The 18,410-nt window shown below is 68.5% G+C and carries 16 protein-coding genes; 3 read left to right on the plus strand and 13 right to left on the minus strand.

The window, feature by feature from the left end:
• Positions 1-56: 56 nt before the first annotated feature.
• The 6 genes from ppc to I7X18_RS15750 all read right to left on the minus strand — a co-directional run bounded on the left by ppc (position 57) and on the right by I7X18_RS15750 (position 7,032).
• Complete coding sequence (ppc, locus tag I7X18_RS15725) at positions 57-2,861, minus strand: phosphoenolpyruvate carboxylase (protein ID WP_193043009.1); 2,805 nt, start codon at positions 2,859-2,861, stop codon at positions 57-59.
• Between the two features lie 72 nt (positions 2,862-2,933).
• The gene (gene secG, locus I7X18_RS15730) at positions 2,934-3,167 is read right to left on the minus strand and encodes a preprotein translocase subunit SecG (protein ID WP_011559804.1); all 234 of its coding nucleotides are present in this window, start codon (positions 3,165-3,167) and stop codon (positions 2,934-2,936) included.
• A 30-nt stretch (positions 3,168-3,197) separates the two neighbouring features.
• Positions 3,198-3,983 (minus strand): triose-phosphate isomerase, encoded by a 786-nt coding sequence (tpiA, locus tag I7X18_RS15735; protein ID WP_193043010.1) that lies wholly within the window; start codon positions 3,981-3,983, stop codon positions 3,198-3,200.
• Positions 3,984-3,986: 3 nt separating this feature from the next.
• On the minus strand, positions 3,987-5,213 hold the full coding sequence (locus tag I7X18_RS15740; RefSeq protein ID WP_193043011.1) for a phosphoglycerate kinase: 1,227 nt from the start codon (positions 5,211-5,213) through the stop codon (positions 3,987-3,989).
• The gene (gap, locus tag I7X18_RS15745; RefSeq protein ID WP_193043012.1) at positions 5,214-6,233 is read right to left on the minus strand and encodes a type I glyceraldehyde-3-phosphate dehydrogenase; all 1,020 of its coding nucleotides are present in this window, start codon (positions 6,231-6,233) and stop codon (positions 5,214-5,216) included.
• A 106-nt stretch (positions 6,234-6,339) separates the two neighbouring features.
• On the minus strand, positions 6,340-7,032 hold the full coding sequence (locus I7X18_RS15750; RefSeq protein WP_193043013.1) for an ABC transporter substrate-binding protein: 693 nt from the start codon (positions 7,030-7,032) through the stop codon (positions 6,340-6,342).
• A gap of 52 nt (positions 7,033-7,084) precedes the next feature.
• On the opposite strand from I7X18_RS15750, the gene I7X18_RS15755 reads away from it, so the two are divergent.
• On the plus strand, positions 7,085-8,665 hold the full coding sequence (locus tag I7X18_RS15755) for an HNH endonuclease signature motif containing protein (RefSeq protein ID WP_193043014.1): 1,581 nt from the start codon (positions 7,085-7,087) through the stop codon (positions 8,663-8,665).
• Positions 8,666-8,669: 4 nt separating this feature from the next.
• Here I7X18_RS15755 and whiA read toward each other — a convergent pair whose 3' ends face one another.
• From whiA to uvrC, 4 genes are read right to left on the minus strand one after another with little or no spacing between them, the layout of a single operon-like run.
• A complete protein-coding gene (gene whiA / locus I7X18_RS15760; protein WP_193043940.1) occupies positions 8,670-9,647 on the minus strand; it encodes a DNA-binding protein WhiA in 978 nt (325 codons plus the stop codon).
• Positions 9,644-10,666 carry a uridine diphosphate-N-acetylglucosamine-binding protein YvcK gene (gene yvcK / locus I7X18_RS15765; protein WP_193043015.1) on the minus strand — a complete coding sequence of 341 codons (1,023 nt, stop codon included), beginning with the start codon at positions 10,664-10,666 and terminating at the stop codon, positions 9,644-9,646. The genes whiA and yvcK overlap by 4 nt, the downstream gene beginning before the upstream one ends.
• Positions 10,663-11,574 (minus strand): RNase adapter RapZ, encoded by a 912-nt coding sequence (gene rapZ, locus I7X18_RS15770; protein ID WP_193043016.1) that lies wholly within the window; start codon positions 11,572-11,574, stop codon positions 10,663-10,665. Before rapZ ends, yvcK begins: the two co-directional genes overlap by 4 nt.
• Complete coding sequence (gene uvrC / locus I7X18_RS15775) at positions 11,571-13,592, minus strand: excinuclease ABC subunit UvrC (RefSeq protein WP_193043017.1); 2,022 nt, start codon at positions 13,590-13,592, stop codon at positions 11,571-11,573. Before uvrC ends, rapZ begins: the two co-directional genes overlap by 4 nt.
• A 108-nt stretch (positions 13,593-13,700) precedes the next feature.
• On the opposite strand from uvrC, the gene I7X18_RS15780 reads away from it, so the two are divergent.
• Both I7X18_RS15780 and I7X18_RS15785 read left to right on the plus strand, forming a co-directional pair.
• On the plus strand, positions 13,701-15,665 hold the full coding sequence (locus I7X18_RS15780; RefSeq protein ID WP_193043018.1) for a gamma-glutamyltransferase family protein: 1,965 nt from the start codon (positions 13,701-13,703) through the stop codon (positions 15,663-15,665).
• Complete coding sequence (locus tag I7X18_RS15785) at positions 15,662-16,126, plus strand: GNAT family N-acetyltransferase (RefSeq protein WP_193043019.1); 465 nt, start codon at positions 15,662-15,664, stop codon at positions 16,124-16,126. The genes I7X18_RS15780 and I7X18_RS15785 overlap by 4 nt, the downstream gene beginning before the upstream one ends.
• On the opposite strand, the gene I7X18_RS15790 is transcribed toward I7X18_RS15785, so the two are convergent.
• From I7X18_RS15790 to I7X18_RS15800, 3 genes are read right to left on the minus strand one after another with little or no spacing between them, the layout of a single operon-like run.
• Positions 16,112-16,576 carry a PH domain-containing protein gene (locus I7X18_RS15790; protein ID WP_193043020.1) on the minus strand — a complete coding sequence of 155 codons (465 nt, stop codon included), beginning with the start codon at positions 16,574-16,576 and terminating at the stop codon, positions 16,112-16,114. The genes I7X18_RS15785 and I7X18_RS15790 overlap by 15 nt on opposite strands.
• Positions 16,573-17,055: a 6,7-dimethyl-8-ribityllumazine synthase gene (gene ribH / locus I7X18_RS15795; protein WP_193043021.1), complete on the minus strand. Its 483-nt coding sequence runs from the start codon at positions 17,053-17,055 to the stop codon at positions 16,573-16,575. Before ribH ends, I7X18_RS15790 begins: the two co-directional genes overlap by 4 nt.
• Positions 17,052-18,371, minus strand: a complete 1,320-nt coding sequence (locus tag I7X18_RS15800) for a bifunctional 3,4-dihydroxy-2-butanone-4-phosphate synthase/GTP cyclohydrolase II (RefSeq protein WP_193043022.1) — start codon at positions 18,369-18,371, stop codon at positions 17,052-17,054. Before I7X18_RS15800 ends, ribH begins: the two co-directional genes overlap by 4 nt.
• Positions 18,372-18,410 lie beyond the last annotated feature (39 nt).

The following is an 18,410-nucleotide window of genomic DNA, read 5'->3' on the forward strand; positions in this document are numbered from 1 at the left end:
GCCGGAACCCACTGCCGCCCAACGTCACACCCACCCAACCACGCGAAAGATCGAGGTTAGCCGCTGTTGCGCAGCGCGGTCGCCAACCCGCTCATGGTGAGCAGGATGCCCCGCTGCACCAACTCGTCCTCGTCGCCGGACCGGTACCGGCGCAGCAGCTCGACCTGTAGGTGGTTGAGCGGTTCGAGGTAGGGGAACCGATTGAACACCGACCGCGCCAGCGCCGGGTTGTCGGCGAGCAGATCGTCCTGGCCGGTGACGAGCCGGTGCATGCGAATGGTGCGCTCGTGCTCTTCCGCGATCTTGTCGAACACCCGGCGCCGCAGGGCCTCGTCGGAGACCAGTTCGGAATACCGCGCGGCCAGACCGAGATCCGACTTCGCCAGCACCTGCGCCATGTTGGACAGCACCGTGCGGAAGAACGGCCAGCGCCGGTAGAGATCCTGCAGCACCTCCAGCCGGTCCTCACCGTCGGCCTCCCCTTCGGCAATGTACTGCTCGAACGCGCTGCCGGTGCCGTACCAGCCGGGCAGCATGACCCGTGACTGGCTCCAGGCGAGCACCCACGGAATGGCACGCAGATCGGAGATCGACGTCGTCGGCTTGCGCGAGGCCGGCCTGCTGCCGATGTTGAGCGCCCCGATCTCACTCACCGGCGTGGACGCCTTGAAGTAGTCGACGAATCCCGGTGTCTCGTGGACGAGTTCGGCATACGCGCGCTGGGCCCGCGACGCGAGGTCGTCGAGCACCTCGTAGGCGCTGTTGGCGAGTCCCCCAAGACCTTCGATGTCGAGCAGCGTCGACTCCAGCGTCGCGGCCACCAGCGTCTCGAGGTTGCGGTGGGCGGTGCGCGGTTCGGCGTACTTGGCGGCGATCACCTCACCCTGTTCGGTGATCCGCAGCGAACCGTTCACCGCGCCCGGCGGTTGGGCCAGGATCGCGTCGTAACTCGGTCCACCGCCGCGGCCGACGGTGCCACCGCGGCCGTGGAAGAGCCGCAGCCGGATCCCGGTTTTGCGGGCCGATTCGACGAGGTCGAGTTCGGCTCGGTAGAGCGCCCAGTTCGCGGCGAGGTATCCGCCGTCCTTGTTCGAGTCTGAGTAGCCGAGCATGACCTCCTGGCTGTCGCCCCGGGCGGTGACCATCCCGCGGTACAGCGGAAGGTCGAGGGCCGCCTCGAGGATCGACGATCCGCGCTGCAGGTCGTCGATCGTCTCGAACAGCGGAACGATGCCCACCGGCGCATACGGTTCGTCTCCCGAGACGTCAAGCAGCCCGGCCTCTTTGAGCAGGACCGCCGCCTCGAGCATGTCCGACACCGACTCGCACATCGAGATGACGTAGTTGGGCACCGCTCGCGCCCCGAACACCCGCACCGCGCGTGCCGCCGCCCGGACGATGCCCAGTTCCTTGTGCGCCAGCTCCGACAGCTCGGCCCGCTCGGAAGTCAGCGGGCGGCGGGTGGCGAGCTCGGCGGCCAGCAACTCGATACGTTCCGGTTCCGGCAGCGACGCGTAGTCGTCGTGCACCCCGGCCCACGCGAACAGCTCGGCCACGACCTCCTCGTGCACGTCGGAGTTCTGTCGCATGTCCAGGCCGGACAGGTGGAAACCGAACACGCGCACGGCTTCTCGGAGCCGTAACAGCCGGTCGTCGGCCAGTACGGCGCTACCGTGGGCTCGCAGCGACGCGTCGACGACATCCAGATCCGCCAACAACTCGGCGGGCGACTCGTAGCGGTCCAGCCCGAGGTCGAGCTCGTGTTCGGGTTGGCTCTCCAGGATGTCGCCGGCAGTGGCGGTGAGCCTGCCGTGAATCACCCGCAGCGCCCGACGGTACGGCTCGTCGGCGCGGGCGGACTCGTGACACGCATCGGCGAGCGCGGCGAGTTCGTCGCTGACGTGGACCAGCCGCGCCGACATGGACAGTTCCTGTTGGAGCGCGGTCAACTCGACGAAATAGTGTTCGAGTGCGGTGTAGGCGGCGCGAGAGGTGGCCAGGCGGACCACGTCTGCGGTGACGTTGGGGTTGCCGTCCCGGTCGCCGCCGATCCACGAGCCCGGCCGCAGGATTGGTTCGGACAGCAGGTCGGCATCGGGCCACCTGGCCTGCAGCGCCGACCGCACCTCGGCGTTGACGCGCGGGATGACGTCGAAGAACGCCGCCCGGTAGTAGCGCAGGCCGGTCTCGATCTCGTCCTGGATCTTCAAGCGTGACAACCGGATCAGCGCGGTCTGCCACAGCGTGAGGATGTGCCGGCGCAGCTCGAGTTCGACGTCGCGGCCGTCGTCGGTGGTGTCGTTCCCGTGGGCCCGCAGGCGCATGAGTTCGGTGATGCGGTGCTGGGTGTCGAAGACCGTGCGCCTGCGGGTCTCGGTCGGATGCGCGGTGATGACCGGTGACACCAGGGCCCCGGCCAGCGCCGTGGCCACCTGGCCGGAATCGAGTTGTGCAGAGTCGAGTTTCGCGTATGTCGCGGCGAGGCTGCTGTTCTGGGGCGGTTCGCCCGCCGCCACGTGGACGGCGCGGCGGCGTTCGCGGTGGATGTCCTCGGCCACGTTGGCCAACAAAGCGAAGTGCGTGAACGCGCGGATGACGGGGATCGCGGAGCGCACCCCGATGCCGTCGAACATTCCGGCGAGTTCGGCGCGGTCGATCTCTGAGCGGCGCACCCGGAAGGACTCCACCCGGGCGCGTTCGACGAGGTCGAAGACGTCCTCGCCGTTCTGTTCGCGCACCGTGTCGCCGAGGATGGCACCCAACAGCCGGATGTCTTCCCGCATCGGCTCGCTGGCTTCGCGACCTACCTCGGTACGGGTCACCGAGCCGATCGGTTCGAGCGCTTCTGGGAGGTCAGCCATGCGTTCCAGTATCGGTGCCCCGCGGACCCGCCGCATGGCGGGCGCGTTCGCGGCACCCCGCCTGTGACCGGGTCAGCTGTACTTGATCTGCAGTGCGACGCCGACGATCGAGACCACCCAGATACCGACCACGAACAAGGTCAGCCGGTCGAGGTTCTTCTCGACGACCGTGGAGCCCGAGAGGCTCGACTGGACACCGCCACCGAACAGGGTCGACAGACCGCCGCCCTTGGCGCGATGCAGCAGCACCAGAAGCACCACCAGCAAGCTGGTGACGATCAACGTGATCTGCAGCGCTAAAACCATGGGGGACAGCTTACAGGCCGCGTGGAGCGGTCAAGGTAGCGGCCCACCTGCGGCGATCGCCGACAAGATGGCGAATTGTTCGCCGTCGAGCGAGGCACCGCCCACCAGCGCGCCGTCCACATCCTCCTGCGCGACGATCTCGCCGACGTTCTTGGCACTGACCGAACCGCCGTAGAGCACGCGGACCCCGGCGGCCAGCTGCGGCGAGGACAGCTTGCCGAGCTCGTCCCGGATCGCCTTGCACACCTCCTGCGCGTCGGCGGCGCTGGCCACCCGGCCGGTTCCGATCGCCCAGACCGGTTCGTATGCGATGACAGCCTGACCGATCTGCTCCGAGGTCAGGCCCGCCAGCGAACCACGCAGCTGCTCGACGTTGTGCTCGACGTGGTTGCCCGCCTCACGCACCTCGAGGTGCTCACCGATGCAGACGATCGGCGTGATGCCGTGCCGGAATGCTGCGGTGGCCTTGGCGGCCACCAGCGCGTCGTCTTCGTGGTGATAGGTGCGGCGCTCCGAGTGCCCGACGACGGCGAAGGTGCAGCCCAGCTTGGCCAGGAACGCCCCGCTGATCTCGCCGGTGTAGGCGCCGGAGTCGTGCTGGGAGACGTCCTGGGCGCCGTACGTCAGGCGCAGCCTGTCGCCGTCGACCAGGGTCTGCACGCTGCGCAGGTCGGTGAACGGCGGGATCACCGTCACGTCCACCTTGTCGAAGTACTTGTCCGGCAGCGAGAAGGCGATCTTCTGTACCAGTGCGATGGCCTCGAAGTGGTTGAGGTTCATCTTCCAGTTGCCGGCGATCAGCGGCTTACGGGCCATGGGTCAGGACTCCAGTACTCGGATGCCGGGCAGTTCTTTGCCTTCGAGGTATTCCAGCGACGCGCCACCACCGGTCGAGATGTGGGAGAAGCCGTCCTCCCCCAGACCGAGTTGGCGCACCGCCGCGGCACTGTCCCCGCCACCGACGACGCTGAACCCGCCCTTACCGGTCGCGCCGATGATCGCCTCGGCCACACCCTTCGTGCCCGCGGCGAACGCGGGGAATTCGAACACCCCCATCGGGCCGTTCCAGAACACCGTCTTGGCGTTCGACAGCAGTGTGGTGAACCGCTTCACCGACTCCGGGCCGATGTCCAGGCCCATCTTGTCGTCCGGAATACGTTCCGCAGAAACGGTTTCCGGCTCGGCGTCGGCGGAAAACTCCGGGGCGACCACGATGTCGACGGGCAGGTGGATCACGTCGCCGTAGGTCTCGAGCAGTTCGCGGCAGGTGTCGACCATCTCCGGCTGCACCAGCGACTTGCCGACCGAGACCCCTTGGGAGGCAAGGAATGTGAAGCACATCCCGCCGCCGATCACCAGGCTGTCGGCCTTCTTCGCCAGCGATTCGATGACCGCGAGCTTGTCGGAGACCTTCGAGCCGCCGAGCACCACCGCATACGGGCGGTCGGTCGAGCTGGTGAGTTGTTCGAGGACCTTCACCTCGGCGGCCACCAGCGTGCCCGCGTAATGCGGTAGCAGCGTGGCGATGTCGTACACCGACGCCTGCTTGCGGTGCACCACGCCGAAGCCGTCGGAGACGAAAGCGGGCGTCGGCCCACCTGGTGAGTCGACGAGTTCGACCAGCGCCTTGGCCAGAGCCAACCGTTCGCCGTCGTCCTTGCTGGTCTCCCGCGCGTCGAAGCGGATGTTCTCCAGGAGCAGGACGTCACCGTCGGTGAGGCCTTCGGCGCGCGCGAGCGCATCGGTGCCGACGACGTCGCCTGCCAGCTGCACGTGCCGGCCGAGGTGTTCACCGAGGGCGGCGGCGACGGGCTTCAGCGAGAACTTCGGGTCGGGCCCGCCCTTCGGCCTGCCGAGGTGGGCGGTGACGATGACCTTCGCGCCGGCTTCGGCCAGCTTCTGCAACGTCGGAACCGAGGCGATGATCCGGCCCGGATCGGTGATGGCGCCGTCATCGTCGAGGGGCACGTTGAGGTCGGAGCGCACCAAGACGCCCCGGCCCTCGACGCCGTCCTTCAGCAGATCGTCAAGCGTCTTGACGGCCATCTAGAGCGACTTACCCACCAGCGCGACCAGGTCGACGAGGCGGTTCGAGTAGCCCCACTCGTTGTCGTACCAGGAGACGACCTTGGCCTGGTTGTCGATGACCTTGGTCAGACCGCTGTCGAAGAGCGAGCTGTGCGGGTCGGTGACGATGTCGCTGGAGACGATCGGGGCGTCGTAGTACTTGAGAATGCCCTTGAGCGGTCCGTCCGCGGCGGCCTTGAACGCGGCGTTGATCTCGTCGACGGTGCCCGGCTTGTTGAGCTCCGCGGTCAGGTCGGTGACCGAACCCGTGGGGATCGGCACGCGCAGCGCATAGCCGTCGAGCTTGCCCTTGAGCTCCGGGAGCACCAGGCCGATGGCCTTCGCGGCGCCCGTCGAGGTGGGCACGATGTTGATGGCGGCGGCGCGGGCGCGGCGCAGGTCCTTGTGCGGCCCGTCCTGCAGGTTCTGGTCCTGGGTGTAGGCGTGGATCGTCGTCATCAGGCCCTTGACGATGCCGAATTCGTCATTGAGGACCTTGGCCAGCGGGCCGAGGCAGTTCGTGGTGCACGAGGCGTTGGAGATGATGTTCTGGCTGCCGTCGTACTTGTCGTCGTTGACGCCGAGCACGATGGTGATGTCCTCGTCGCTGGCCGGCGCGGAGATGATGACCTTCTTGGCACCCGCGTCGAGGTGGCCCTGCGCTTTGGCGCGGGCGGTGAAGATACCGGTCGACTCGACGACGACGTCGACACCGAGGTCACCCCAGGGCAGCGCTGCGGGACCTTCTTTGATCGACAGGCCCTTGAGCTTGTTTCCGCCGACGATGATCTCGTCGCCGTCGACGCTGACGTCGTACGGGAGCCGGCCGAGGATCGAGTCGAATTTCAGCAGGTGCGCGAGGGTCGCGTTGTCGGTGAGGTCGTTGACCGCCACGATCTCGACGTCGGTGTTCTTACCCTCGAGCTTCTGGGCGGCCAATGCCCGGAAGAAGTTACGGCCGATGCGGCCGAAGCCGTTGACGCCTACCCGGATGGTCACGTGGATCTCCCCTGTCTGCCTCTGGTGTATTACTCATTCGTGTCTGCCTCTGGTGTATTACTCATTCGCCAGCCTAGTGGGGCCGGTTTTTCCGTGCGCGGGCTGGTCAGTGCACGGCCAGGGTCTGGTCGGCGTACGGATTGCCGAGCCATTTCCGGCGGATCTGCTGCAGGGTGCCCGCTTCCTCCAACTCGGCCTGCGCGACGGCGATCCGGCTCAGCATCTGCTGATCGTGGTCGGCGACCGCGACCGCGACGTTCTCGACGGACAGGCCCTTCTGCACGACGTCGACACCGGTGAGCGGTTTGGTCAGCTCGGTGAGTACCGGGGCGAGCGCGATGAACGCGTCGCAGTCACCGATGGGCAGTCCCGCCTGGTCGCACACGGCGACCGCCTTCGCCCGGCCCTCGGCGACGAGCCGCTCGGCGATCGGCCGGCCGGTGCTGCCCCGCCGTACGCCGATCGTGAGGCCGCCGAGGTCGTCGACGGAGTGCACGTGTGGGTGCCGCCCGGTGTCGGCCGCGAGCGCCTGGCCGGTGATCAGGTAGGGCGGCGCGAAGGTCGCCCTCTTCTCCCGCTCGGGGGTGACGGTGGCGCCGCCCGTCACGCAGTCGACGTCACCGGCCGCGAGCGCGTCGAAGAGGGCGTCGAAAGTCTCGTGACCGACGAACTCCACCTCGTCGCCCAAGGAGCTCGCGATCGCGGACATGAGGTCGATGTCGAGTCCGGCGGGCTCGCCGCCGTCGCCCTGCGTGAACGGCGGGACCGGGACCATGACGCCGACTCTGAGAGTGCCCATATCGGCCACGGTAGTCCGATCAATGTCGGTGGGTCTCGATAGAATCGCACACATGTTCGATGAATCCTCGTCAGACGAGTTGGTGGCGGTTATCGCTGACTCCTATCGTGAGGAGTCGAAGCTGGTGGGGCGCCGGTTGGCGGCGGTGGCGGAGTTGTTGGGTCGGCGCACGTGGGAGGCTGAGTCCGAGGACCCCGACTGCGGTTACATGATCGTGACGGGGTTGCAGCGCACCAGCGCCGAAGTGGCTGCGGCGATGAATCTGCCCCCGGGTACGGCCAGCACGCTGGTGGCCAACGCCGAAGCCTTGGACAGCCGCTTCTCGAAAGTCATGGCGGTGCTGTCGGCGGGGGACACTGATTGGCGCACGGTGCAGATCATTCTCAAGCGCACCGAACTGGTTCGGGATTTGTCGGTGCTCGCCGCCCTCGACAGCAGGTTGTCGGCCGGGGTGGCGCGCTGGCAGTCGTGGTCACGTAAACGGGTCAACAACACTGTCGACGCCGCGGTACGCGCGTTGGATCCCGATGCCATCCGGGAACGCGAAACCGCTGAAGACAATCGGCATTTCGACGTCATCCCGGTGGGGAACGGCACCGCCAAAGTCGACGGGGTCCTCGACGCGGAATCGGCGGTGATCGTGGATGAGAAGATCGCCGCCCTGGCCAACGGGGTGTGCCCGCAGGATCCGCGCACCCTGGACCAGCGGCGCGCCGATGCGGTGACGGCGATGGCCCAAGGCATCACGCTGGCGTGCCGATGCCCCGCCTGCTCGAACGCCGACACACCCGCGCCGACCGTGGACGAGGCACGAGGCGTGCGGACGGTGATCAACGTGATCGCCGACCAATCCACCGTGCTGGGTATCGGGAACAAGCCCGGGTATCTGGCCGGGTTCGGGGTGATCGACGCCGAGGTGGTGCGGCGCATGGTCGAGCGGGCCACCTTGCGGGTGCTCACCGTGCCGACCGTGCCCGCCGAGGAGATGAGGCGCTATCAGCCGACGGCGGCGGTGGAACGGTTTGTGCGGATGCGGGATCTGACGTGCCGGTTCCCGGGGTGTGACCGCCCCGCCGAACGCTGCGATCTGGACCATACGATTCCGTTCAACCATGTCGACCCGTCCAAGGGTGGCTTCACCACCCCGAACAATCTGAAATGCCTGTGCCGCCAACATCATCGGCTCAAAACGTTCGACAACGGGTGGCATGATGTGCAATTGCCCGACGGCACCATTGTGTGGACGTCACCGACCGGGCGGATGTACTGCACCGCTCCCGGCGGCATCGAATTGTTCCCCCGGATGGGACCACCGGCGTGTGTGGAGCCAAAAGCACGCCGACGCAACCTGTCTCGGGAACGCGCAAAACGTACCGCCCGTACCCGGGAGCGCAACCGCACCCTGCGGCCGATCAACGCCGAAGCCCGGCGGGTGGCCTACGCCCGTGAACGCGAGATCGAATACCGCAAAGACCGCAACCGACAACGCAACACACTGATGTTCTTCAAAGGACACCGCCACAGCAAGAGTCCCTACATGCGCTGGGTCAACGACCCCTACGAATCCGAAACACTCCCACCGGACTGGCAGCCCCCGCCAGAACCGCCAACCCCCGACGAATGCCCGTTCTGACCTATCAGGCGTCTTCGAGCAGGTCCGGGGTCACGGCGGACTCGGTGTCCGGGATGCCGTCCTGCTTGGCCTTGCGGTCTGCCATCGACAGCAGTCGCCGAATACGCCCTGCCACAGCGTCTTTCGTCATCGGCGGATCGGCGAGCCGGCCCAGTTCCTCCAGCGAGGCCTGCCGGTGCTCGACCCGCAGTTTGCCCGCAGTGGCCAGATGGTCGGGCACCGTGTCGCCGAGGATGTAGAGCGCCCGCTCCACCCGAGCGGCCGCCGCCACCGCTGCGCGCGCGGAACGGCGCAGGTTCGCATCGTCGAAGTTCGCCAACCGGTTGGCGGTCGCCCGCACTTCGCGCCGCATCCGGCGCTCTTCCCACGTCAGCCGGGTGTCCTGGGCGCCCATCCGGGTCAACAGCGCACCGATGGCCTCCCCGTCGCGCACCACCACCCGGTCGCTGCCGCGCACCTCGCGCGCCTTGGCGCTCACCCCGAGCCTGCGGGCCGCCCCGACCAGTGCCAGCGCGGCCTCGGGTCCCGGGCAGCTCACCTCGAGCGCCGAGGAGCGCCCCGGTTCGGTGAGCGAACCGTGCGCCAGGAATGCGCCGCGCCAGGCTGCCTCCGCATCGCCCACACTGCCGCCGACCACCTGAGCGGGCAGGCCCCGCACCGGCCGGCCCCGCAGATCCAGCAGACCCGTCTGGCGTGCGAGCGCCTCCCCGTCCTTGGCCACCCGCACCACATACCGGGTGCCCTTGCGAATTCCGCTGGCCGACAACATGTGTACGACAGCGTTGTAGCCGTACAGGTCGTAGATGTCCTTGCGCAGCCGGCGGGCGATGATGCCGAGGTCGACCTCGGCCTCCACGACCACCCGGCCGGACACGATGTGCAGCCCCCCGGCGAAGCGCAGCAGCGACGCGACCTCGGCGCGGCGAGCGCTGACCGAATTCACCACGAGTCGGCTCAGCTCGTCTTTCACCTCGGCTGTCATCGCCACGAGTCGTCACCTCTCGGTCGGGTCGAAGTCGGGGTGGAGGCAGTCGGCATCCCGTCGCGGTCCCCCACCGCTCCGCGAAGCCGGACACCTTCCAGTGCCGCGGCCAGTCTTGCCGGATCATGTAAAGGTGTACCAGGTCGGCAGACGTCGGCGAACTCCACTCGGGCATCGAGAATCTTCGCCGTCCGGCTCAGCTGCTCCCGTTCCCGATCGCTGGGCACCCGGCTGGCCTCCACGATGATGTCGTGCACGGTGAAGTTCGGCGCATGCTGCGACAAGACGTGGATGTGCCGCTCGACCGAGAACCCGGCGGTCTCCCCCGGCTCGGCCGCCAGGTTGAGCACCAGCGCCCGACGCGCCGCGGTGGCACGCAGGGCCGCGGCCAGCTCCGGCACCAGCACGTGCGGGATGACGCTGGTGAACCACGACCCGGGCCCGAGCACCACCAGATCGGCCGACATGATCGCGTCGACCGCCTGCCGGGTGGCCGGCGGATTGCCCGGCAGCAGCCGCACCCGGCGCACTTTGCCGACTGTCGTCGCGATCGCCACCTGTCCGCGGATGACGCGACTCATCCGCGGATCGGATTCCAGCCCGGCGACGTCGGCCTCGATCTGCAGCGCGATCGGGCACATCGGCAGCACCCTGCCCTTGACGCCGAGCACACGGCCCAGCTCGTCGAGCGCGGCGACCGGATCGGCCAGCACCTCCGAGAGGCCGGCCAGCATCAGGTTGCCGATCGGGTGCCCGGCCAGCGCTCCGCTGCCACCGAACCGATGCTGGATGATGGTCGCCCAGAGCCGGCCATGCGGGCTGTCGGATGCCAACGCGGCCAACGCCATTCGCAGATCCCCCGGCGGCACGACGTCGAGTTCGCTGCGCAGCCGGCCCGAGGAGCCGCCGTCGTCGGCGACGGTGACCACCGCGGTGACGTGCGGGGTGAGCCGGCGTGCGGCGGACAGCGTCGCGTACAGCCCGTGCCCACCGCCGAGGGCGACGATACGCGGGCTCATTCGCGGCCCAGATCCCGGTGCAGCACCCGCACCGTGAGCTCGTCACCGCCTTGCAAGCGCCCCGCCAACGCTTCGGCCATCGCCACACTGCGGTGTTTGCCGCCGGTGCAACCGATCGCGACGGTCATGTAGCGCTTCCCCTCCCGCCGGTAACCGTCGATCACGACGTTCAGCAGTCGATGGTAAGTGTCGAGAAACTCTTCGGCCCCGGCCTGTCCCAGCACGTAGTCGCGGACGTCGGGATGCTGTCCGGTGTGCGGGCGCAGTGCGTCTACCCAGTGCGGATTGGGCAGGAACCGCACATCCATCACGGTGTCGGCGTCCATCGGCAGCCCGTATTTGTAGCCGAACGACTCCACCGTGACGTTGGTCTCCGCGACCACCTCTTCACCGAAGGCGCGTTCGATGCTCTCCCGGAGGGCGTGCACCGACAGCGTCGAGGTGTCGATCACCAGATCCGCCGACGCGCGGACGGAGGCGAGCAGGGCACGCTCCCGCGCGATCCCCTCGGCGAGCGTCTCGCCGCCCTGCAGAGGGTGGCTGCGCCGGTTCTGCTCGTAGCGGCGCACCAGAATGTCGTCACTGGCCTCGAGGAACAGCACCCGCGGGGCGATGTCGCGGGTCGCCAGCTCACGACGCACCCAGTCCAGGTCGCCGGTGAACCCGCGCGATCGCACGTCCATCACCACCGCTAGCTGGGTGATCCGCGAACCCGCGGCCAAGCCGAGTTCCACCATGCGGGCGATCAGCTCCGGCGGAAGGTTGTCGGCGACGTACCAGCCAAGGTCCTCGAGCACCTTCGCCGCGGTCCCCCGTCCGGCTCCGGACAGCCCGGTGACCAGGACGACGTCGATCCCCGAGTGATCGACATCCCCCCGCAACTGTTCGCTCATGTCTGAATCTGTCATCCCGATATCCTGCGTTGATCATCCTCGATGACCGCTGCCTCCGCCGCCGAATCGGCTGGCGTGTGCTGTGGCACCCCCAGCGCCTCCAGCACCGCACGCGCGGTGGTCACCCCGATACCCGGCACCGCCGTGATCTCCTCGACCGACGCCTCCTTCAACCGCGCCACCGAACCGAAGTGCGTGACCAACGCCTTGCGCCGGTGCTCACCGAGCCCGCGCACCGAGTCCAGCGCCGAGGCCGTCATGCGTTTGGACCGCTTGCTGCGGTGGTAGGCGATCGCGAAGCGGTGCGCCTCGTCGCGCACCCGCTGCAGCAGATAGAGGCCTTCGCTGTTGCGCGGCATGATCAGCGGCTCGGGTTCGGCGGGCACCCATACCTCCTCGAGGCGTTTGGCCAGCCCGATCACCGCCACATCGCTGATCCCCAGGTCGTCGAGCACGGCCTGCGCCGCGTTCACCTGCGGTGCGCCGCCGTCGACGACGAACAGGTTGGGGGGATAGGCGAACTTGCGCGACTTCCCCTCCGGGGACACTTCCGTCGGATGCTGGGTGTCGTGCAGGTGCCGGTAGAAGCGGCGGCGAGTGACCTCGGCGATCGACGCGACGTCATCGCTGCGGCCGTCGCCTGCGGCTTCGCGGATCGCGTAGTGGCGGTAGTCCGACTTGCGGGGCAGCCCGTCCTCGAACACCACCAGTGACGCCACCACATCGGTGCCCTGTACGTGGCTGATGTCGACGCATTCGATGCGCAACGGTGCCTCGGCCAGTCCGAGGTTCTCCTGAATGCTCTGCAGCGCAGCGGTTCTCGCCGTGAAGTCTCCGGCACGCTTGAGTTTGTGCTGAGCGAGGGCGTCCATCGCGTTACGCCTGACCGTATCGGCCAGCGCCTTCTTGTCCCCGCGCTGGGCCACCCGCAGAGACACCCGCGAGCCGCGCAGGCCGCTCAGCCAGGCGGCCAGTTCGTCGGCGTTGTCCGGCAGACACGGCACCAGCACCTCACGCGGCACCGGATTGGTCGCCTCGTCCAGGCCGTTGTCGTCCAGGCTGTTGTCGCCGGCCCCGCCGAGCTCGGCCTGATCGCCGTAGAACTGCGTGAGAAACTGTTCGACCAACTGCGCCTGACCGGATTCGCCCGGCTCGCCGGGCTTCTCGACGATCCAGCCGCGCTGACCGCGGACCCGGCCGCCGCGGACGTGGAACACCTGCACGGCCGCTTCGAGGTCGTCGTCGGCGAAGGACACGACGTCGGCGTCGGTCCCGTCGCCGAACACCACCGCCTGCTTCTCCAGGGCCCGCTTGAGAGCCCCGATGTTGTCGCGCAACCGTGCCGCGCGCTCGAAGTCGAGCTGCTCGGCCGCCTCGGCCATCTGCACTTCCAGGTCGCGGGCCAGGCGGTCGGTCTTGCCGGCCAGGAAGTCGCAGAAGTCCAGGACGATGCGGCGGTGCTCTTCGGCGCTGACCCGCCCCACGCACGGCGCCGAACACTTGTCGATGTAGCCGAGCAGGCAGGGCCGGTCGATCTGGCTGTGGCGCTTGAACACTCCGGCCGAGCAGGTGCGAGCGGGGAACACCCGGGTGAGCAGGTCGACGGTCTCACGGATGGCCCACGCATGCGAGTAGGGCCCGAAGTAGCGCACCCCTTTGCGGCGCGGCCCCCGGTACACCATCAGCCGCGGGTATTCCTCGTTGAGCGTGACGGCCAGCACCGGATAGGACTTGTCGTCGCGGTACCGGATGTTGAACCGCGGATCGAACTCCTTGATCCAGTTGTACTCGAGCTGCAGCGCCTCGACTTCGGTGGTGACGACCGTCCACTCGACGCTGCCCGCGGCGGTGACCATCTGCCGGGTGCGCGGGGCCCGGCTCGTGATGTCGGCGAAATACGACGTCAGACGGCTGCGAAGGCTCTTGGCCTTGCCGACATAGATCACCCGGCCGTGCGGATCGCGGAACCGGTAGACACCGGGCTGCACGGGGATCGACCCGGGCGCCGGCCGGTACGTCGCTGGATCGGGCACGCTCCCAGGTTACTGCCGAGGGTCCGACAGCTCGGCGCCGCGCGACACGGAAAAGAGGACCGCCGCGACCCGGGGACAGGCCGCGCGTGACTCAGCTACCGTCGAAGGGTGCGGATCCTCGCGTCGGTGCAGAAGGCCACCGCCCTGTTCGGAGGGGTCGCGTTGATCGTGTCCGGATGCTCCGATGCGCAACAACCGCCACCGACCCCGCCGCCGGTGCCCTGCGAAATCGTGTCGAACGGCACTCCCACCCCCAAGACGCCAGCCGCCTCACCGTCGGCTCAGCCTTCGCCCGATCTGGCCAACGAACCCGAGGTCGACACCGGTTACCGCAAGGACATGACAGCCGTGCGCACCGCGCGGTACTCGGTGGCGACGGCCAATCCGCTGGCCACGCAGGCCGCCTGCCGGGTGCTGCGCGACGGCGGCACCGCGGCCGACGCGCTGGTGGCCGCCCAGGCGATGCTCGGGCTCGTCGAACCGCAGTCCTCGGGCATCGGCGGCGGCGGGTTCCTGCTGTACTTCGACGCCGCATCGGGCGCGCTACAGGCCTACGACGGCCGCGAGGTCGCCCCCGCCGCGGCCATCGAGAACTACCTGCGGTGGGTGAGCGACACCGACCGCACCGCACCCAAACCCGATGCGCGGGCGTCCGGACGGTCGATCGGCGTCCCCGGGATCCTGCGCATGATGCAGACGGTCCACGATGCGCACGGCAAGACCGCATGGCGCGAATTGTTCGAGCCGGCCGTCTCGCTCGCCGACGACGGCTTCGACGTCAGTCCCCGGCTGGCGGCCGCGATCGCCGACAGCCGCACCGAACTGCGCCTCGACCGCGCCGCGGGCGGCTACTTCCTGAACCCCGACGGCAGCCCCAAGACCGCGGGCAGCCGCCTCACCAACCCCGCCTATGCGAAGACCCTGGGCGCCATCGCGGCCGAAGGCGCCGACGCGTTCTACACGGGTGCGATCGCCGAGGCCGTCGTCGAGGCCGCGGCGGACACCTCCGGCGGCCGCACGCCGGGCGCGCTGACGATGCAGGACCTGGCCGGCTACACCGTCGAGGTCCGCGAACCGGTGTGCCGCCCGTACCGCGGCAAGGAGATCTGCGGAATGCCCCCGCCGTCGTCGGGGGGTATCGCGGTGCTCGCGACGCTCGGCATGCTGGAGCGCTTCCCGATGAGCACGTACCGGCCCGACGACATCGACCGCAACGGCGGGCGGCCCGACGTCATGGGGGTGCATCTCATCACGGAGGCCGAGCGACTGGCCTACGCCGACCGTGACCGCTACGTCGCCGACACCGCGTTCGTCCCCCTCCCCGGCGGGACGCCGGACACGTTGCTCAACAACGCCTATCTGGCGGGCCGGTCCGCGCTGATCTCCGAACAGCGCAGTATGGGCACCGCCAAACCCGGCGAGTTCGGGCCGCCGGCCGCCCCGACGCCGCAGCCGCCGGAACACGGGACCAGCCAGGTCAGCATCGTCGACTCCTACGGCAACGCGGCGTCCCTGACCACCACCGTGGAATCGGCGTTCGGCTCGTTCCACATGGTCGACGGGTTCCTGCTGAACAACCAGCTGACCGACTTCTCGGCCGAACCGGCGGGCCCGGACGGTGTGCCGGTCGCCAACCGACTGGAACCCGGTAAGCGGCCGCGCAGCACCATGGCCCCGACGCTGGTGTTCGACACGGCGGCGGGCCCGCCCGGGACCAGGGGACCGCTCTACGCGGTGCTCGGCTCACCCGGCGGCGCGGTGATCATCCAGTTCGTGGTGAAAACCGTTGTGGGAATGCTCGATTGGGGTCTGGATCCGCAGCAGGCGGTGGGCATGGTGGACTTCGGGTCCGACAACACCCCCGAGACCAACGTCGGCGGTGAACATCCCAACGTCGACGTCGCCAACAACGGTGACGACGATCCGCTCGTGACGGGTCTGCGCAAGCTGGGTCACCGCGTCGACCTCGCCGACCAGTCCAGCGGACTGTCCGCGATCGTCCGTGACCAGCCGGGCTGGATCGGCGGCGCCGACCCCCGTCGCGAGGGAATGGTCATGGGCGACGCGCGGTGAGCGCACCGCACGTGACCAGGCTGACCGAAGCGAACTGGCGGGAGTTCGCCGTCGTGCGGTTGAAGGCGCTGACCGATTCGCTGGGCGTCGACGACCCCCAGTACCGGCACGAGTCGTCCTACACCGCCGCGCAGTGGCGTCGCCGGTTACGGGAGCACGCACAGTTCGCCGTGGTGATCGACGGCCGAGCGGTCGGGCTGATCAGCGCACAGCACGAGAATCCGGAGTCGGTCTACCTCTACTCGCTGTGGCTCGACCCCGAGGCGCGCGGACACGGGCTGGCGCGTCTGCTGGTCGAGGCGGCGGTGGACTGGGCGCGCCACCAGCGGGTGCACACGGTGACGCTGCGGGTCGCCGCCGACAATGCGGTGGCGCGTGGGGTGTACGAGAGTTTGGGTTTCCGTGTCGCGGCCGCGCTCGTGGGACCGCGCCACGAGCTGGCGATGTCACTGAGTGTGTGAGCGGTAGCGCGCCATCGCGTCGCGCAGTTGCCGCATCGCCTGCACGGCGCGGTCCTTGTCCACGGCCTGGATGGCCATCAGCGGGATGTACTCGTCGTCGGGCAGGTCGACCCGGGCCCACCGCGCACCGCGCGGAAACGACACCCCGACCACGTCGGACCACTCGAGAACCCGGTCGCTCCACAGGTTCCGGACCGAAAGGCCCCGCGGGCCGACCCGCACCCGGGGGCGCGCGAACAGTGTCACCACCCCGCCGATGATCACGCCGAGCAGCGCGATCGCCACCTGGTCGGCGGTCTGGAAGATGACGCCGCTCGAACGGATCTTGAGCAGCAATCCGACGGTGACGTGCGCGGCCACGATCACCGCGGCCGCGGCGTAGGCGAAGTAGGGCGTGAGGTGTGGCCGGATCACCACATCCCACTCGCTCCCGGGGCGCCCGTCGCTCATGATCGGCCGCGCAGCCCCTGCAGGGTCAGCGCGGTGGACAGCGCCGCGGCGGCGGCCTGGGCGCCCTTGTCCTCGGCCGAATCCGGCAGCCCGGCCCGGTCGAGCGCCTGCTCCTCGGTGTTGGTGGTCAGCACCCCGTTGGCGATCGGCGTCGAGGCGTCCAGCGACACCCGCGTCAGGCCCTGGGTGACCGCATCACACACGTAGTCGAAATGCGGCGTCTGCCCGCGGATCACGACGCCGAGCGCCACCACTGCGTCGTGCTCGACGGCCAACGCCTGTGCGACGACCGGGATTTCGATGGCACCCAGCACGCGCACCACCGTCGGGTCATTCACGTTGGCCTCGGCGGCGACCTTGAGCGCACCGTCGAGCAGTGCGTCGCAGATCGTCTCGTGCCAGGTGCTCGCCACGATGCCCAGCTTCAGCGTCGAACCGTCGATCTGTGGCAGATCCGGTACTCCCGCGCCACCGCTCAACGGGCACCGCCGTGATCGGTCGGGCGGCGGTCGCCGAGCAGGTACACACCTTCGTCGTAGTCGTCCATGCTGGTGGCCTCGTCGTATTCGTCGAGTCCGGCGAGATCGTGGCCCATCCGGTCCCGTTTGGTCATCAGATAGCGGATGTTCTCGGCGTTGACCCGGACCGGCAGCGGCACCCGTTCGATGACGTGCAATCCGTAACCGTCCAGTCCGACCCGTTTCGCCGGGTTGTTGGTCAGCAGCCGCATCGACCGCACCCCGAGGTCAACGAGGATCTGCGCGCCGATGCCGTAGTCGCGGGCGTCCGCCGGTAGCCCCAGTTTGAGGTTCGCGTCGACGGTGTCGTCGCCGGCGTCCTGCAGTTGGTAGGCCTGCAGCTTGTGCATCAGGCCGATGCCGCGGCCCTCGTGACCGCGCATGTAGAGCACGATGCCGCGGCCTTCACGGGCGACCATGGCCATCGCGGCGTCGAGTTGCGGGCCGCAGTCGCAGCGCCGGGAACCGAAGACGTCACCGGTCAGGCATTCGGAGTGCACCCGCACCAGGACGTCGTGGCCGTCGCCGTGGGGACCGGCCACGTCACCGCGGACCAGCGCGACGTGTTCGACGTCGTCATAGATGCTCGTGTAGCCGACCGCGCGGAATTCACCGTGTCGGGTGGGGATGCGGGCCTCGGCGATGCGCTCGATGTGCCGTTCGTGCTTACGCCGCCACTCGATCAGATCGGCGATCGAGATGAGCGCCAGATCGTGCTCGTCGGCAAAGATCCGCAACTCGTCGGTCTGCGCCATCGCGCCTTCGTCCTTCTGGCTGACGATTTCGCAGATGGTGCCCGCCGGCTGCAGCCCGGCGAGCCGGGACAGATCGACCGCGGCCTCGGTGTGGCCCGGGCGACGCAGCACACCACCGTCTTTCGCGCGCAGCGGCACCACGTGGCCGGGTTTGGTGAACTCGTCGGCGTTACTGGTCGGATCGGCGAGCAGACGCATGGTGGTGGCCCGGTCGGATGCCGAGATACCCGTTCCCACACCGTGTCTCGCATCGACGGTGACCGTGTAGGCGGTGCCGTGCTTGTCCTGGTTGACCGCGTACATCGGCAGCAGCCCGAGCCGGTCGCAGATGGCACCGTCGAGCGGTACGCACAGATAGCCGGAGGTGTAGCGGACCATGAACGCGACCAGTTCCGGAGTGGCCTTCTCCGCGGCGAAGATGAGATCGCCTTCGTTCTCGCGGTCCTCGTCGTCGATCACGACGACGGCCTTACCGGCCGCGATGTCCGCGATCGCCCGTTCGACCGAATCGAGCCTGGTCATTGTCTGCCACCCTTACCGGTCCCCGAACGCGCGGAACCA

Origin of the sequence: Mycolicibacterium baixiangningiae (assembly GCF_016313185.1) — a bacterium.
Classification (GTDB): domain Bacteria; phylum Actinomycetota; class Actinomycetes; order Mycobacteriales; family Mycobacteriaceae; genus Mycobacterium; species Mycobacterium baixiangningiae.

Excerpts from the sequence above, each read along its gene's own strand:
- ppc (WP_193043009.1), bottom strand. The coding sequence starts at position 2,861 with ATGGCTGACCTCCCAGAAGCGCTCGAACCGATCGGCTCGGTGACCCGT.
- secG (WP_011559804.1), bottom strand. The coding sequence starts at position 3,167 with ATGGTTTTAGCGCTGCAGATCACGTTGATCGTCACCAGCTTGCTGGTG.
- tpiA (WP_193043010.1), bottom strand. The coding sequence starts at position 3,983 with ATGGCCCGTAAGCCGCTGATCGCCGGCAACTGGAAGATGAACCTCAAC.
- I7X18_RS15740 (WP_193043011.1), bottom strand. The coding sequence starts at position 5,213 with ATGGCCGTCAAGACGCTTGACGATCTGCTGAAGGACGGCGTCGAGGGC.
- I7X18_RS15750 (WP_193043013.1), bottom strand. The coding sequence starts at position 7,032 with ATGGGCACTCTCAGAGTCGGCGTCATGGTCCCGGTCCCGCCGTTCACG.
- I7X18_RS15755 (WP_193043014.1), top strand. The coding sequence starts at position 7,085 with ATGTTCGATGAATCCTCGTCAGACGAGTTGGTGGCGGTTATCGCTGAC.
- whiA (WP_193043940.1), bottom strand. The coding sequence starts at position 9,647 with ATGACAGCCGAGGTGAAAGACGAGCTGAGCCGACTCGTGGTGAATTCG.
- yvcK (WP_193043015.1), bottom strand. The coding sequence starts at position 10,666 with ATGAGCCCGCGTATCGTCGCCCTCGGCGGTGGGCACGGGCTGTACGCG.
- rapZ (WP_193043016.1), bottom strand. The coding sequence starts at position 11,574 with ATGACAGATTCAGACATGAGCGAACAGTTGCGGGGGGATGTCGATCAC.
- I7X18_RS15790 (WP_193043020.1), bottom strand. The coding sequence starts at position 16,576 with ATGAGCGACGGGCGCCCCGGGAGCGAGTGGGATGTGGTGATCCGGCCA.
- I7X18_RS15800 (WP_193043022.1), bottom strand. The coding sequence starts at position 18,371 with ATGACCAGGCTCGATTCGGTCGAACGGGCGATCGCGGACATCGCGGCC.